Annotated in this window: 11 protein-coding genes; 4 read left to right on the top strand and 7 right to left on the bottom strand. The window is 50.8% G+C overall.

Annotated elements, in window-relative coordinates:
• Positions 1 to 13: 13 nt before the first annotated feature.
• The 5 genes from HH215_RS12125 to HH215_RS12105 all read right to left on the bottom strand — a co-directional run bounded on the left by HH215_RS12125 (position 14) and on the right by HH215_RS12105 (position 4286).
• On the bottom strand, positions 14 to 802 hold the full coding sequence (locus HH215_RS12125) for an ABC transporter permease (RefSeq protein ID WP_169280144.1): 789 nt from the start codon (positions 800 to 802) through the stop codon (positions 14 to 16).
• A complete protein-coding gene (locus HH215_RS12120; RefSeq protein ID WP_169280143.1) occupies positions 799 to 1683 on the bottom strand; it encodes an ATP-binding cassette domain-containing protein in 885 nt (294 codons plus the stop codon). The genes HH215_RS12125 and HH215_RS12120 overlap by 4 nt, the downstream gene beginning before the upstream one ends.
• 261 nt (positions 1684 to 1944) lie before the next feature.
• On the bottom strand, positions 1945 to 2502 hold the full coding sequence (locus HH215_RS12115; protein WP_169280142.1) for a peroxiredoxin-like family protein: 558 nt from the start codon (positions 2500 to 2502) through the stop codon (positions 1945 to 1947).
• Positions 2503 to 2585: 83 nt separating this feature from the next.
• Positions 2586 to 3263: a Crp/Fnr family transcriptional regulator gene (locus HH215_RS12110; RefSeq protein WP_169280141.1), complete on the bottom strand. Its 678-nt coding sequence runs from the start codon at positions 3261 to 3263 to the stop codon at positions 2586 to 2588.
• A gap of 39 nt (positions 3264 to 3302) precedes the next feature.
• On the bottom strand, positions 3303 to 4286 hold the full coding sequence (locus HH215_RS12105; protein ID WP_169280140.1) for a LacI family DNA-binding transcriptional regulator: 984 nt from the start codon (positions 4284 to 4286) through the stop codon (positions 3303 to 3305).
• A 219-nt stretch (positions 4287 to 4505) separates the two neighbouring features.
• Between HH215_RS12105 and HH215_RS12100 the strand changes: the two genes are divergently transcribed.
• Entirely contained in the window at positions 4506 to 6716 is a 2211-nt protein-coding gene (locus HH215_RS12100) for a glycoside hydrolase family 3 N-terminal domain-containing protein (RefSeq protein ID WP_169280139.1), read from the top strand.
• A gap of 499 nt (positions 6717 to 7215) precedes the next feature.
• Here HH215_RS12100 and HH215_RS12095 read toward each other — a convergent pair whose 3' ends face one another.
• Positions 7216 to 8088, bottom strand: coding sequence for a carbohydrate ABC transporter permease (locus HH215_RS12095; protein WP_169280138.1), 873 nt, complete (start codon positions 8086 to 8088; stop codon positions 7216 to 7218).
• Between the two features lie 119 nt (positions 8089 to 8207).
• Positions 8208 to 9161 carry an ABC transporter permease gene (locus HH215_RS12090; RefSeq protein WP_169280137.1) on the bottom strand — a complete coding sequence of 318 codons (954 nt, stop codon included), beginning with the start codon at positions 9159 to 9161 and terminating at the stop codon, positions 8208 to 8210.
• Between the two features lie 145 nt (positions 9162 to 9306).
• Between HH215_RS12090 and HH215_RS12085 the strand changes: the two genes are divergently transcribed.
• From HH215_RS12085 to HH215_RS12075, 3 genes are all read left to right on the top strand, one after another.
• On the top strand, positions 9307 to 11139 hold the full coding sequence (locus tag HH215_RS12085; RefSeq protein WP_169280136.1) for a sensor histidine kinase: 1833 nt from the start codon (positions 9307 to 9309) through the stop codon (positions 11137 to 11139).
• Positions 11120 to 12727, top strand: coding sequence for a response regulator (locus HH215_RS12080; RefSeq protein WP_169280135.1), 1608 nt, complete (start codon positions 11120 to 11122; stop codon positions 12725 to 12727). Before HH215_RS12085 ends, HH215_RS12080 begins: the two co-directional genes overlap by 20 nt.
• Before the next feature lie 107 nt (positions 12728 to 12834).
• Positions 12835 to 14523 (top strand): type 2 periplasmic-binding domain-containing protein, encoded by a 1689-nt coding sequence (locus HH215_RS12075; protein WP_169280134.1) that lies wholly within the window; start codon positions 12835 to 12837, stop codon positions 14521 to 14523.
• Positions 14524 to 14551: the final 28 nt, after the last annotated feature.

The raw sequence follows: 14551 nt of genomic DNA, 5'->3' as shown, positions 1-14551 counted from the left end.
TCCGGCTGTCTCGTTACTTTCGTAATGCCTTGCGACGATATGCCGCGACGATCCAGACAAGCGAAAGCAACAATATCGCCGTACACCAGCCGATAGCCCACCAAGCGTTGTCGTGGATCGGCGTGCCGGTTAGAAGACCGCGAATCGTCTCGATGACCGGAGTGATCGGTTGGTGCTCCGCGAAGCCTTGCAGCCAAGACGGCATCGTGCTCGTCGGGACGAACGCGCTGGACAGGTAGGGGAGGAAAAGCAAGGCGAACCCGTAGCCGCTGGCAGCGGAAGGACTACCCGTGACGCTGCCGATCGCAGCGAACAACCAAGTAAACGTAAGGATGAAAAGGACGATAACTCCTAAAGCGGCCAACCACTCTAACGCGCTAGCGGATGGCTTAAATCCGACGAGCAGCGCGACTCCGATGACGACCGCGGTTGCCAGCAAATTGCGTGCAAGACTCGCTACGACATGCCCGGTTATAACGCTTAAGCTATGAATCGGCATCGTCCGAAAGCGGTCGATGATGCCGTTCGTCATGTCCTGAGCGACATCTACTGCCGTACTGGAAGAACCGAATCCGGCGCACAACAGAATAATTCCGGGAACGACGTAGTTCACGTAATTTCCGCTCGGATCGATCGCCCCGCCGAACACGTAAGAGAACATCAGCATGAGCATGACGGGAAGCATGATGGCCATAATCAATGCTTCGGCGTTGCGCAAGCTATGACGTAAGCTTCGGCCGATGAAGACGGCATTCGTGACGCCGAACGATGCCGATTTGGTTGTTGAACGGGATAAGTTCATGATAGGGATCTCTCCTTTTCTTTTGTCGTAAGCGCGAGGAACACGTCGTCCATACTCGGTTTACGGATGCTTACCTTCGTATCCGGAGAGACTTTGGATGCTAATTCGTTGAGCGTTTGTCTAATATCGAGAATAGTTCCTGTGGTTGAAACCGCCCGGATCAAGTCGTCGTTTCCGTTACGCAATTCAATGACTTCGTCGCCGATACTCGATTTCAGTTCCTTAGCCGTACCTGTCGCGACGACCCGTCCTTCGTTAATAACCGAGATGATGTCGGCCAGTTGATCGGCTTCTTCCAAGTATTGAGTCGTTAGAAACACGGTCATCCCTTGCTCTTTCAACCGGAGGATGATTTCCCACAGCGCGCGACGGCTTATCGTATCCAGCCCCGTGGTCGGTTCATCCAGAAACAGTATCGGACGGCTTACGACGAGGCTGATGGCGAGATCGAGCCTTCGCCGCATGCCCCCCGAATAAGTTTTGACGCGCTTGCTTGCAGCGGCACCGAGGTCGAAATGCTGCAGCAGTTCTTCCGTCCGCGAGCGGGATTCCTCTACCGTAAGCCCCGAAAGTCTGCCGATCATCCTCAGATTCTCCTCGCCGGTGAGTACCTCGTCAACCGCGGCGAATTGGCCGGTAAGACTAATGGATTTCTTGACCCCGTTTTTCTCGGACACGACATCGTACCCTAACACCCGTACGGAGCCTTCATCCGGCGTAGATAACGTAGACAAGATGTTGATCAACGTTGTTTTTCCGGCACCGTTAGGGCCGAGCAAAGCGTATATAGTGCCTGCCGGCACTCGTAGGTCGATCCCGTCCAATACGATTTGTTTGCCGAACTTTTTACGAAGACCATTCGTTTCGATGGCTAGCTTCATGCTTGTTCTCCCCTCAATTTAAACTGTGTGTGATATAAACAGTATATTAAATACACTGTTAATGAGCAATAGGAACTTATTTATTTTTTTTTTGGGAGAAGTCCGCGATGAACGGCACGAAAAAAACGGTCGAGTCGGGAGGAGTTTCGAACTCCGGCGACAAGACCGATATACGTTCTCGTAATGTTTTTCATGACAAATAAATCGTTAGAGGAAAAAGATTATTCGGTTACAAAGGATTGTCTCTATCGTGTATTGGCGTTATCGCTGGTTCGCTACGAAACGATCGATCGACTCGAACGGCATATCGTCCGTTATTAACTGATTATAGTGGGCAACCCTTACGATTCCGGATTCGTCGATTAGAAATTCTGCCGGCATGCGATTGAAATTAGAACCTTCCTCATGCGTCAGTTTAAATCCGGCGGCTTCGATTTCGGCGATGACGGTTTTCGTGCGCGGATCGGATAACGTGGCTTGTGCTTTCGCTTCGGAGATTTCCACGCCATACCGATCATAGATTTCGCCTCGCGGATCTGCAATGATCGGGAATGGGGCATTTTGTTGACCGACGTGAGCGATAACATTTTCTACAGGGGATTCAAAGATCGCTATCACGGCTAATCCGTGACGTTGCCATTCGGGGTAACGTTCGCTAAAGCGATGAACTCGGAGATTACACAACCCGCATGCGGAAAACCGGAAAAAAGCGATCAACAGCTTGCGGCCTTTGTAGGGATCAAGAGAAACGGGATTGCCAAGCGAATCGGTGGCGCGGAACAAGGGAGCGGAGTCCCCGGGTAACAGCTTTTGGGTCATTATGAAATTCCTCCTTATGGATTGGGAGCATGATTGCTGCCTTATTACCCAATCTAACAGGAAAGTTAGTCTCCTTCAGTGACCTAGTCACCAAGCAAAGCTTCAAGATCGCTTCTGCGAGTCACTTCCACCCAACCTCTACCGGTCACGATCCAACCTTTTCTCTGAAATCGTAGAAGGGTACGCGAAACGACTTCGCGAACGGAACCGCTCTCGGCGGCTAGCTCCTTGTGCGTCACTGCAAGCCGAGGCTCCTCTTCGGAAGACGCGCGCAATATGGCTTTCGCGAGCCGCGCCTCCAAGGGCATCGTCTGTCTCCCCCGCAACAGCTCGCTCATGCGCAAAGTCCCGTCCAACAAACCGCCGAATATGGCGTTGCGAATGGACTCGTACTGCTGAATCCAACGCAGAAAGCTGCTCTTGGACAGGAAGATCGCTTCGACATCCGTCTCGGCGATCAACGAACCGGGATACTCGCGGTCGCTCAGTCCGCTTAGTACCAACAGAGAGCACACTTCTCCCGAGTTCAGCAGGTTGAGTACGGATTCGTTCCCGTTATCTTCGATCAACGTAATCCGGGCCGTTCCGCTTAATAAGAACATGCCGTAACGAGAGGCGTCGTCTTTATTGAATAGACGAGCTTTGGCAGGGAAAGAAACGGCGAACGGCTGCGCGGCCAACCATTCCGCGTCGGATACGGCACTTAGGTAAGGGAATGCTTTCAGTAAACTCGCGCGCGATTGTTGTATGTCGAACTCCATGGCACACACCCCCATCATCACATTATTTCATGAATGCTACTAGTCCGATAATGGAGTTATCGGCTTTACCGACTCTCCTTGAACGAGGGTCACGTATATCCGCTCGTGATCGACGGTTTCGCCGGAGAGGATCTTAAGGAGCTGTTCGGAAGCGAGCGCTCCCCACTTGCGCATGGAATAATCGATCGTCGACAATCTCGGTTGCGAGAACTGGGCAAGCTCGATATTGTCGAACCCGATCAGATGAATTTGTTCTCCGATAACAAGCGAAGAATGGTTTCGTAAGTAGCGATATGCGCCAAAGGCCATTTCGTCGTTGAGACAGAAGACGGCTGCGGGGCGGCTGTATTCCGCTTCGATTCGTCGTGCCGCCGCTTCGCCCGAGGCTTTGCCGAAATCGCCCTGAATTTCGATGAATTCCAGTTGAGGATTGCGTTCTACGATTTGCTTGACCGCGCGAAGACGCTGATTGGCGTCGTAAGAGCCGATGGGTCCCGTTACCGCGTAGATTTTGTCGTGTCCTAGCCCGATCAAATATTCCATCGCCAATGCGGCGCCTGCTTTATTGTCCAATAATACTTGATTGAGGTTCGGATGGTGTAGTTCCCGGTCAAGCACGACGATCTTATGTCCCTTATTCGCGTACTGAATGATCTCCTCGTCGGAAAACGTTTCGTCGAGAACGATCGCGCCGTCGATCATTCGTTCGGGTATAAGCCTACGCGACCTTGTACCGCTGCATACGAGCAGATCGTAACCGTTCCGGCTTAAATAATCTTTAACCCCTTGCAATAAATCTCCATAGAAACTGCCGTTGAAATCCGTCAGAAATATCCCGATCAAGTTGGATTGCCTTGTCTTAAGCAGCCTGGCTGCCGCATGAGGGACGTAATTCAACTCCTCGGCAATACCGAGTATTCTCGCAGCGGTTTCCTTCGTTACCTTTTCGCTTCCGTTAAGCGCGTACGAAACGGTGGATATGGAAACGCCTGCTTTCTTCGCGATATCTTTGATGCTAACCATAATGAATTGCTCCTTCCGACTACGGGTGAAACGTTTCGATATTCACTATACAGGATTAGGATTTGGCTTTCAATCTCTCGTTTTCTCTTTTTTCTGCTATAAATTAGGAATAATTATTAGTTTGACAGCGACTTGAAGGTACAACTATAATTTAATCGAACGTCAATCGAAACGTTTCGATTGGACTGAAAAAACATACATCAGAGAGGTTGCGTTTGAATGTCCGATCCAACGAAGCAAACCCATCGCGATTCGAAAAAGAATCCGTCTTTAAATGAATTAATCCGGCAAATGACGCTCGACGAGAAGATCGCGCAGCTCGTTCAATTGGCCGTTCCTTTCTACGAGGGAGCGGAAGGCGACGGTCTGATTACGGGGCCGATGGCTTCTCTGGGCATTACGGAAGAAACCGTGCACAACTCCGGTTCCGTATTAGGCATGGCAGGAGCCGCTGAAACGATTAACGTCCAACGGACGCATCTGGAGAACAATCGGCTGGGTATTCCGTTGCTGATGATGGCGGATATCGTTCACGGATTTAAAACGATATTTCCCGTTCCGCTGGCGATCGGCTGCTCATGGGACCCGGAGTTAGCGGAGAAAAGCGCCGAGATTGCCGCGAAAGAAGCTTCCGTATCGGGCGTTCACGTGACTTACGCTCCGATGGTGGACCTCGTTCGGGATCCTCGGTGGGGCAGGGTCGTTGAATCGACCGGCGAGGACCCCTACCTGAATTCGGTATTCGCGCGTGCATTCGTTCGCGGTTTCCAAGGAACGGATTTGGCTAACGACACCGACAGGGTTGCCGCCTGCGTGAAGCACTTCGCGGCATATGGAGCTGCCGAAGCCGGTCGAGACTATAACACGGTCGATTTGTCGGAAAGGCAGATGCACGAGTTTTATTTGCCCGCATACAAAGCGGCGTTGGACGAAGGCTGCGAGATGGTCATGACTGCATTCAACACGGTGGACGGGGTACCGGCGACCGGAAACTCGAAGCTGATGAGGAAGCTGCTTCGCGAGGAGTGGGGATTCGACGGGATTCTCATCTCCGACTGGGGTGCGGTAAAAGAACTTATCGCGCACGGAATCGCCGCGGACGAGAAGGAAGCGGCGCTTAAGGCAATTAAAGCCGGTGTGGATATCGAGATGATGACCTCTTGTTACGTCAAGAACTTATCCGAGCTCATCGAGAATAAAGAAGTAAACGAATCTCTGATCGACGAAGCAGTCATGCGGATCCTGACTTTGAAACAGAAGCTTGGATTGTTCGAAAACCCGTACAGGGCAGCCGACCCGGAACGAGAGCGCGAAATCGTGTTCTGCGACGAGCATCGGACTTCCGCGCGGGAATTGGCGGTTAAATCTTGCGTGTTGCTGAAGAACGAAGGAGTGCTGCCTCTCAACGGAAATTCGGATCGGAAGATCGCTTTGATCGGTCCGTTCGCGAGAAGCGGCGACGTGCTCGGTCCCTGGTCTTGGACGGGGTCGAAGGAAGACGCGATAAAGCTAGACGACGGGATGAGGAAAAAGTTGTCCGGATCGTCCGAGCTATTGGTTGCGGACGGATGCGGAATCGAAACGACCACGATGGAGCAATGGCAAGAAGCGCTCGCGTCGGCTCAATCTGCCGATACGATCGTCTTGGCCCTGGGCGAGCATTCCGATATGAGCGGCGAAGCGGGCTGCAGAGCGGACATTCGGTTGCCGGAAGTTCAGCTGGAGCTGATTCGCAAGATCAAGTCGCTAGGCAAACCGGTCGTCGTCGTGCTGTTCAACGGACGTCCGCTTGATCTGCACGGCGTATACGACGAAGCGGACGCCATTCTGGAAGCTTGGTATCCCGGCTCCGAGGCGGGTGACGCGGTTGCGGACTTGTTGTTCGGAGACGCTAATCCTTCCGGACGGTTGACGATGTCGTTCCCTTACAGCGTAGGCCAAGTGCCGGTTTATTATAACGCATATAACACGGGTCGCCCTCAAGGGGCACCGGACGCGCAAGTTCGTTACGTCTCGCAATATCTAGACATTCCGAACGAGCCGTTCCTCCCGTTCGGTTTCGGATTGAGCTACTCCAGCTTCGAATACGAAGGGGCAAAGCTTTCCTCGGATGTCATTACGATGGAGGAGTCGATTAAAGTATCGGTGACGATAACGAATAAAGGCAATCTTGCTGGAGAAGAAACCGTACAGCTTTACGTACGGGACATCACGGGCGAAGTCGTGCGGCCCGTCAAGGAATTGAAAGATTTCCGCAAGGTCGCGCTTCAACCGGGAGAAAGCCGCGAGATCGAATTTACTCTCGACGAGAAGCAGTTGCGTTATTATCATTCGGACCTTTCGCATGACAGCGACGCGGGCGCATTCGTAGCTTTCGTTGGTCCGAACAGCAAGACGAACGCCGAGCTTCCTTTTAAGCTAGTGAAGTAACGTATCCGAACTCAAGCCTTATGGGGTTGTCCTCGTTCATCTAGGGGACAGCCCCGACTGCGCGGCTAACTAACCATTGACCGAAAATGCAAATACAGTTATCACGTTTACCCTATGCCGATCCGAATACGATCAAGCGCGGTTCGTAATAACTGTATTTTTTGTTGCATTTGCAAATTGCTTGGATCTGTCGTTGGCCGTAAAGGCCAGTCATAGTCGCATTTTGCGACAATGGGAGGAGCAGTCGGACGGGAAGGCATGCCATAGTCGCATTTTGCGACAATAGGGGCAGCAGTCGCCCGAGAAGTCGCGTCATAGTCGCATTTTGCGACAATGGGAGAAGAAACCGACCAAGAAGTCGCGCCATAGTCGCATTTTGCGACAATAGTGTAGGAGCTTTATGGGGTAGCAGTCCCTGAGCCCTCATTCCATCATGCAATTGGAATCCAAAAACGGCAGAAGGCATAAGCCCCCTCCCGCCCGGCGAATCCGCGACCTTCTATTCCTTAACGGCGCCGATGACGACGCCTTTAACGAAGAAGCGTTGCAAGAACGGGTACACGATCAGGATCGGTAACGCCCCGATGAAGATCTGAGCCGCTTTGATCGTTCGCTGCGACTTGTTGATGACGACCGATACGTCGAAACCCGTCATATTATCGGCTACGATTACGGTTTGCATAAAGCTGGCGAGCGGAAGCTTCTCGGCTTGCTTCATATAGATCAGACCGTCGAAATAAGCGTTCCAGTGGCCGACCATCGTGAACAACGCGATCGTCGCGATCGCCGGTAAGGAGATCGGAAGGTAGATGGAGAAGAAGCTTCGAAGATGCCCGGCTCCGTCCATGAACGCGGCCTCTTCCAGCTCTTTCGGCACGGTACGGAAGAAGTTCAAGAGCAAGATGATGTTATAGACCGTGACCAAGCCGGGAAGAATCAACGCCAACAGGTTATTTAATAAACCGAGCTTCAAGATTAGGATGTAGGCCGGGATAAGTCCCCCGGTAAAGAGCATCGTGACGACAAAATACCAAAGGTATACGTTCCTGGCACGAAATACGCGCGTATCCTTGGATAACGCGTAAGCGGCAACGGCGTTGACGGCCAGTGCCATCGCCGTTCCTAGGATGGTTCTTTTTAACGAAACCCCAAGGGACGTTAAGAAATTAGAGTTCTCGAATGTTCTTGCGTAAGCCTCGAACGTGAAGTCGACCGGCCAGAACGATACGAGCCCGGCGTTAGCCGGAGCGGTCGAGCTTAATGATACCATCAGCAAATGGAATAGAGGAAGCAAACAAACGATCGAGATGATGCCGAGCATCGTATAGTTAAATACGCTGAAAATGCGATAGGGCAACGTTTTGTGGTACATGCGATGACATCCTTTCAATAGGTTACTCAACAAGTCCGATTTTGATCACGAAGCCTATCTAGAAGCGTACCCGACATCGAATCTTGTTTTTGAACACGCGCCTCAAGTTTCTAATCGTGCTAGAAAATTCGATATCCGGCAACTTTATAGGCGATGCGGTACGAAATGACGATCAAGGTCAAACTTATGACCGATTTGAATAAGCTGACAGCCGTAGCGAAACTGAATTGTCCGCTCAGCAATCCTTCCCGGTAGACGAACGTGTCTATGATATCGCCTTGTTGGTAAATCATCGGACTGTACAAGTTAAATACTTGGTCGAAGTTCGCGTTCATTACGTTACCCAACGCAAGCGTGGCGACGACGATCAGAATCGGCACGAGCGAAGGAATCGTAATATGCATCGTTTGCTTGAACCGGCCCGCGCCGTCGACTTCGGCTGCTTCGTATAGCGAAGGATTGATTCCCGACAATGCGGCCAGGAAGACGATCGTGTTAAATCCGAATTCTTTCCATACGTCACTGACGATGATCGTAATCCGGAACCAAGTTCCGTCGCCAAGGAAGAAGATCGGCTTATCGAGACCGAATACGTTCATCAGGAATTGGTTGACGATCCCGGTCTGGGAAAGCAAGTCGATCAGAATTCCCGAGAGGATAACCCAGGATAGAAAGTGGGGTAAATAAACGAGCGTCTGGATGGATCGTTTGTATCCCATATGCCTGACTTCGTTCAGCATCAGGGCGAACGTAAACGGGATGATCAGGTTCAATACGACTTTGGAGCAAGCGAACAATAGCGTATTCCAAATGATTTTCACGAAATAATCGTTCTCGAACATATAGCGGAAGTGCTTTAAGCCGACCCATTCCGAACCGGTGAATCCAAGCGCGGCCTTATAATCTTGGAAGGCCATAATAATGCCCGACATAGGCAAATAGGAAAAGACGAAAACCAGCAGGACGGCCGGCAGCACCATCAAGTGCAGAGTCCACGGAATTTTGTATCCTTTTCTTTTTTCGGATTTCCGGACGGCTTTGAGGTTGTCGTTCCGAAGCGTATTTTCTTTCATAGCTCTCTCCCGTTCCATAAAATCTCAATTGTATAAGAGGTGGTGCCCTGTTATATATAGTAACAACGCGTACGTTCATCGAACTATAAGACATTGTTAGGATCGATAGGATTTTGTTAGGGACATTGTCTGGGGGGACCGACTAATGAAGTTGGGCAGCGGCATGGGGTATATGAAAAATAGAATGGGATCCAAAACAAGCCTGTTCGCGAAAATAAACTTATTGATTCTCGTACTGTTCATACCGATCGTTATTTTGTTTACTTACTCCAACGGAGTCACGTCCAACGTTATCGGCAAGGAACTTCAAGATTCGAACATTAAGCAGCTTTCATTCCTTTCCAGTCAAATCGAATCGCGTATCAAACAGACGATGGATTTCGTAGTCACCTTCTCGAGAGATCCGAACGTTCGTAAGTTCAACGGTCTGAACATATGGGACGATCGTTACGATCGAATGCAGACGAGATACGTGATCCAGGAAAAGATGATGCTTCAATCCGGGGTCATGGGCATTTGGCCGGTCCAATTTACCGTTTATTCGCAACAGAACAAAGAAGCGATCACGAACGCCAGCGATAAGGTAGAATACGACCCGGAGTATTTGAAAAGAAACATGACCGGCAAATGGTCGTACGGGGACGGACAAACGACGGTGGCGGGTCAATCGAAGGCGTTTCATTGGTTTTATTCCGATTCGTTCGGTCAGCAAGATGCGCTTAGAGGGAGTAATTTGGTCGTACAAGCCAGCTTTAACCACGATAATCTCCAGAACATGCTGGACACCTATAAGGCCGGCGGTCAAGGCGATCCGTTATTTTACCATAAGGGAGAGGCTCCCATCCTGAACCGTAGCGCTTCCCCTGCTTTGACTGAAGAACTGGTTCGATATTTAGACGGTAAAATGTTGGGGGATACGGCTCAGGAAGTCGTCAAGTTAGACGATAAAAGCTACTTAATGAGCGCGGTGAAGTCGCCTAATCTGGAATGGTATTTGGTGGACATCGTTCCGCTGGATCAAATCCTCGGCCCGATTTCGTTCAGTCGCAATTTTTTCTATTTGGCCATGATTTTGCTCTTCGTCGTCGGAATATCCGCTTCCGTATTGATGTACAGGAACGTTCAACGACCGATCCGCAAGCTTGTCCGAGGATTGCAAAGCGTGCAACGGGGAGATTTCTCCGTTCGGCTCGATTCCAATACGAACAACGAATTCGCCTTCCTGTTCTACCGGTTTAACGATATGTCCATACAGATCCAAAGCTTAATCGAGAACGTATTAAGCGAGAAGCTTCTCGCGCGCGAAGCGACGTTAAAGCAACTTCAAGCGCAAATAAATCCTCATTTTCTGTACAACTGTATCGGATACATGATTAATATGGCCCAAATGAAGGATGAAGAAGCGGTCGTCTCGATGGGATATAACCTTAGCGCTTATTATCGTTACATTACCCGAATGGAACGGCCGACGGCGGCATTAAGTGAGGAAATCCAATTGATTCATAATTACTTGGACATCCAGAAGCTTCGCAACGGCAGAATTCATTATCATATCGATATTCCCGAAGACATGATGAAGCAGCAGGTTCCTCGCTTGATGTTGCAGCCGATCGTAGAGAACGCCGTCATACATGGAGTAGGAAAGAGCTATTCGTCGGGAGAGATTCGGATTACGGGTACAATATCGGGCGGCTTCTGCAAGCTGTTCGTGGACGATGACGGTCCCGGAATGGACGAAGAACAGTTAGAGGCGCTTAATCGCAAAATGCGGGAACCGATGCAAGAAGATAGGGGTTACGGCTTCTGGAACACGAATCAGCGGATCATTCACCAATTCGGCGAAAGATCATCGCTTCTATTCGTCAAGTCGGAGCTCGGAGGATTTCGAACGGAGATCGTCTGGGAGATTCCCGCGAACGAAAACCGCAATCCATCCCATCCACAAGGAGATCGACCAAATGCAAATGATCATCGTTGACGACGAAGCCCATTGGGCGGATAACTTATCCATGAATAAGCCTTGGCACACGCTGGGCATCGAGCAAGTTCATAAAGCGTATTCCGCGCAAGAAGCGTTGCGCATCATCGAGACGCACCCAATCGATATCGTGATTTCCGACGTTCTCATGCCCGAAATGACGGGAATCGAGCTGATCGGGGAAATTCGCGAAAGAGACAAGAACATCAAGTGCATCATTCTGTCCGGACATTCCGATTTCGAATACGCGAAGGAAGCGCTTCGGCATCAAGCGGTAGATTATTTACTTAAGCCCCCGACGGACGAAGAACTGCTCGGAGCGGTGCAATCCGCGGTCGAGCAATTGAAGACGGAATGGGAAAGCGTAAGCTCCAACGAACGCACTCAATTTACGTTGCGCGAAAACCTGCCGCTGTTGCGCGGGCAACTGCTGTTAAGCGCGTTCAGAGGCGAGCGGCTACCCGAGGAAGAATGGACCCGGAAGCTCGAGACCTACGGCTTGCCCATCCGCGATGGAGAGTGCGCGCTGCTGCTCGTCCGGATGGAGGACGAATTCGTACAGTATCGCAACAACGGACGGCAGCTGTTGGAATACGCCATTATTAATATCGCGGAAGAAATTTTCGGAGAATTGTCTCACGTATGGGGCGTAAAGGAAGAGCATGGGTACTTGGCGTTCTTGTTGCAATTCAAGGATTCCGTGCAGGATGCGGGGAAAGAGGTTCTGCTCGAGAAGCTTGCGATGCAGCTCCAATCGAAGGTTAAGCAATACCTGAAAGGAGCCGTTTCCATCGTAACGACGGAGCAATTCCGATTCCCCTCCGAGCTGTCCAAGCGATATCGGCACGCGCTAGCCTACTTTAGGCAGATCGTCGGAGATGAACGGGAATTCATCATGCGGGCGGGAGATTTGGAGAGCAGCTTGTCGCACGGTGCCTTGGATGCCATTCATACGCCTCCGGGCTTGAATAATCTGTTGGAGGCCGGACGATGGGATGCGGCCGAACTGAAGCTCCACGACATTTTCGCGGAATTGGATGAGAAATGGTCCGAATCCTGGGAGCATTGTTTGGAGACGGGGTCTATTATCGTTTCGACTTATGCTCATTTCGCGCACCGCAACGGTCACACGCTAGCCGGGTTGTTGGGAGATGAGATGGAGGCGGTGCAGAACGGGGAGGCATTTTCCTCCATCGGCAAACTCCGTAGCTGGTCCCTCGAAGGACTAGGCAAACTGAAAGAGGGAACGTCCAATGATGTGAAGGACATCCGCTCCGTCTACGTTAAGAAAATTCAAGAATTCGTGCAGGCCAACTTGCATCACGACGTGTCGCTTCGCGCGCTCGCGGATCACGTGAACCTGCATCCCACGCATCTGTCGAAGCTGTATAAGATCGAAACCGGCGAAGGAGTAAGCGAATACGTATCCCGGTTGAGATTGGAGACGGCCTGCCATAAGCTGAAGACGACCGACCGGAAAGTATACGAGATCAGCGCGGACATCGGATATCTGGACCCGGCGTATTTCATTAAAGTGTTCAAGAGGCAGTTCGGAGTTACGCCGCAGGAATACCGGGAAAGAAATTAACAACATGACAGAGTCCTATGGAAACTAACAAACTCCTATAGATGACCTCCTAGCCTCGTTGGTAAAGTAAACTCGTAACAATCTTACACCGTAGGGGGAAATCAGAAATGGGTAAGTACAATAAGTTATGGATGCCGCTCGTAGCGGCGACGTTACTCGTCTCGGCTTGCAGCAACGGCAATGACAACAAGGGCAACGCGACAGAATCGGCAAGCCCGTCCGCATCGGCTTCCGCCGGGAAATCCGAAGCGGATCTCGCGTTCGAGAAAGGCAAGTACGATCCTCCGATCGAGATCAGCACGGTTATCATGCCTAAAGAGTACACCAAGGGAGAGACGAAGGATAACAATGTCCATGACCGTTGGATGTTGGAAACGTTAGGCCTAAAGTACAAGGATACTTGGTATCCGGCAGGCAGCGACCAATACAGACAACAGCTTCAGCTCGCGTTGACTTCCGGCGAGAAGCTGCCCGATTTCGTAATGGTGCCGACCGATGCCGTACTTACGAATCAGTTGATCGATTCCAAGCAATTTATGCCGATCGACGAGTTGTTCGATAAATACGCGACGCAAGTATGGAAAGACCATGCCGCGGCGAATCCGGAATTGTGGTATCCCTTCACAAGGGACGGTAAAAAATGGAACCTTCCGATCATGGAATATACGGACAACGATGACACGCTTCTATGGTTACGCGAGGATTGGATGGAGAAGCTGAATCTCCAAGCGCCAAAAACGATTGCGGAACTCGAGAACATCATGGATAAATTCAAGAACGAGAACCCGGACGGATTGGCTGCGAAAGACGTCTTCCCGCTGGCGATTTCCTTGAAAAACAATACGAACACTTGGATGGGCGGCCTTGACTGGTTATTCGGCGCTTACGGCTCCGTTCAAGAGCAGTGGAACAAAGACGCTAACGGCAACCTAGAATACGGTTCCGTTAACCCGGGCGCGAAGCAAGCGCTAGCCAAGCTGCAAGAATGGATGGAAAAAGGATATATTCACCCGGATTCCGCGCTATGGGATGAAGGCAAATCGGCGGAAATCTGGACCAAAGGAAACGCGGGCGTATTGCCTGGCGCGAACTGGGTTCCGGACTGGCCGGCTCCGGATTTGTTGAAAAACGTAAAGGGATCTAAATACAAAGCGTACCCGGTACCAGCAGGTCCTGATGGCCTTATCGGTACGAAATGGCAAAATTCCGGCGTTAACAGCAGCTTTATGATTAACAAAGACGCTAAACATCCGGAAGCGATTATTCTTTATTACAACTACTTGCTGGAAAACTTAGCTAACCCGACCGTGGGCAGCCCTTACGAGCACGGATTCGCGAAAGGATACGACTGGGATATCATCGACGGTCAACCGACGAACGATAAAGAAAAAATCGGAGCCGATTTCTTCGACAAATTCCCTTACATCACAGGTCCTGCGCGTATTCCCAACTTGTACATGGCGACGCTCGTTAAGCTGGCGGACGGCGGTACGCCCGAAACGCCTTACGAGAAGCAACAAGCTACGTTCCGTAAACCCGAGAACTGGTATGCGGCTAAAGTCGTGATGTCGCAAATCGACATCCGTAAGCAAAATTACTTCACGGGCGCCGCAACGCCTACGATGATCGAAAAATGGAATCTGCTTCGCCAATCCGAGCTTGAAACGTTCAACAAAATCATCTATGGTAAACTTCCCGTAGATGCTTTCGATCAGTTCGTTACGACTTGGAAAGCGAACGGCGGAGAACAAGTGACGAAAGAAGTCAACGAATGGTTCCAATCCGTATCTAAATAAGTATAGGAGATAGTAAAAGATCGCTCTT

The organism is Cohnella herbarum (genome assembly GCF_012849095.1).
Lineage (GTDB): Bacteria > Bacillota > Bacilli > Paenibacillales > Paenibacillaceae > Cohnella > Cohnella herbarum.
The sequence above is the reverse complement of the archived record's forward strand: the minus strand, read 5'-3'. Positions and strand labels throughout refer to the sequence as shown.

Excerpts from the sequence above, each read along its gene's own strand:
- HH215_RS12115 (WP_169280142.1), bottom strand. The coding sequence starts at position 2,502 with ATGACCCAAAAGCTGTTACCCGGGGACTCCGCTCCCTTGTTCCGCGCC.
- HH215_RS12125 (WP_169280144.1), bottom strand. The coding sequence starts at position 802 with ATGAACTTATCCCGTTCAACAACCAAATCGGCATCGTTCGGCGTCACG.
- HH215_RS12110 (WP_169280141.1), bottom strand. The coding sequence starts at position 3,263 with ATGGAGTTCGACATACAACAATCGCGCGCGAGTTTACTGAAAGCATTC.
- HH215_RS12080 (WP_169280135.1), top strand. The coding sequence starts at position 11,120 with ATGCAAATGATCATCGTTGACGACGAAGCCCATTGGGCGGATAACTTA.
- HH215_RS12075 (WP_169280134.1), top strand. The coding sequence starts at position 12,835 with ATGGGTAAGTACAATAAGTTATGGATGCCGCTCGTAGCGGCGACGTTA.
- HH215_RS12095 (WP_169280138.1), bottom strand. The coding sequence starts at position 8,088 with ATGTACCACAAAACGTTGCCCTATCGCATTTTCAGCGTATTTAACTAT.
- HH215_RS12105 (WP_169280140.1), bottom strand. The coding sequence starts at position 4,286 with ATGGTTAGCATCAAAGATATCGCGAAGAAAGCAGGCGTTTCCATATCC.
- HH215_RS12120 (WP_169280143.1), bottom strand. The coding sequence starts at position 1,683 with ATGAAGCTAGCCATCGAAACGAATGGTCTTCGTAAAAAGTTCGGCAAA.
- HH215_RS12100 (WP_169280139.1), top strand. The coding sequence starts at position 4,506 with ATGTCCGATCCAACGAAGCAAACCCATCGCGATTCGAAAAAGAATCCG.
- HH215_RS12090 (WP_169280137.1), bottom strand. The coding sequence starts at position 9,161 with ATGAAAGAAAATACGCTTCGGAACGACAACCTCAAAGCCGTCCGGAAA.
- HH215_RS12085 (WP_169280136.1), top strand. The coding sequence starts at position 9,307 with ATGAAGTTGGGCAGCGGCATGGGGTATATGAAAAATAGAATGGGATCC.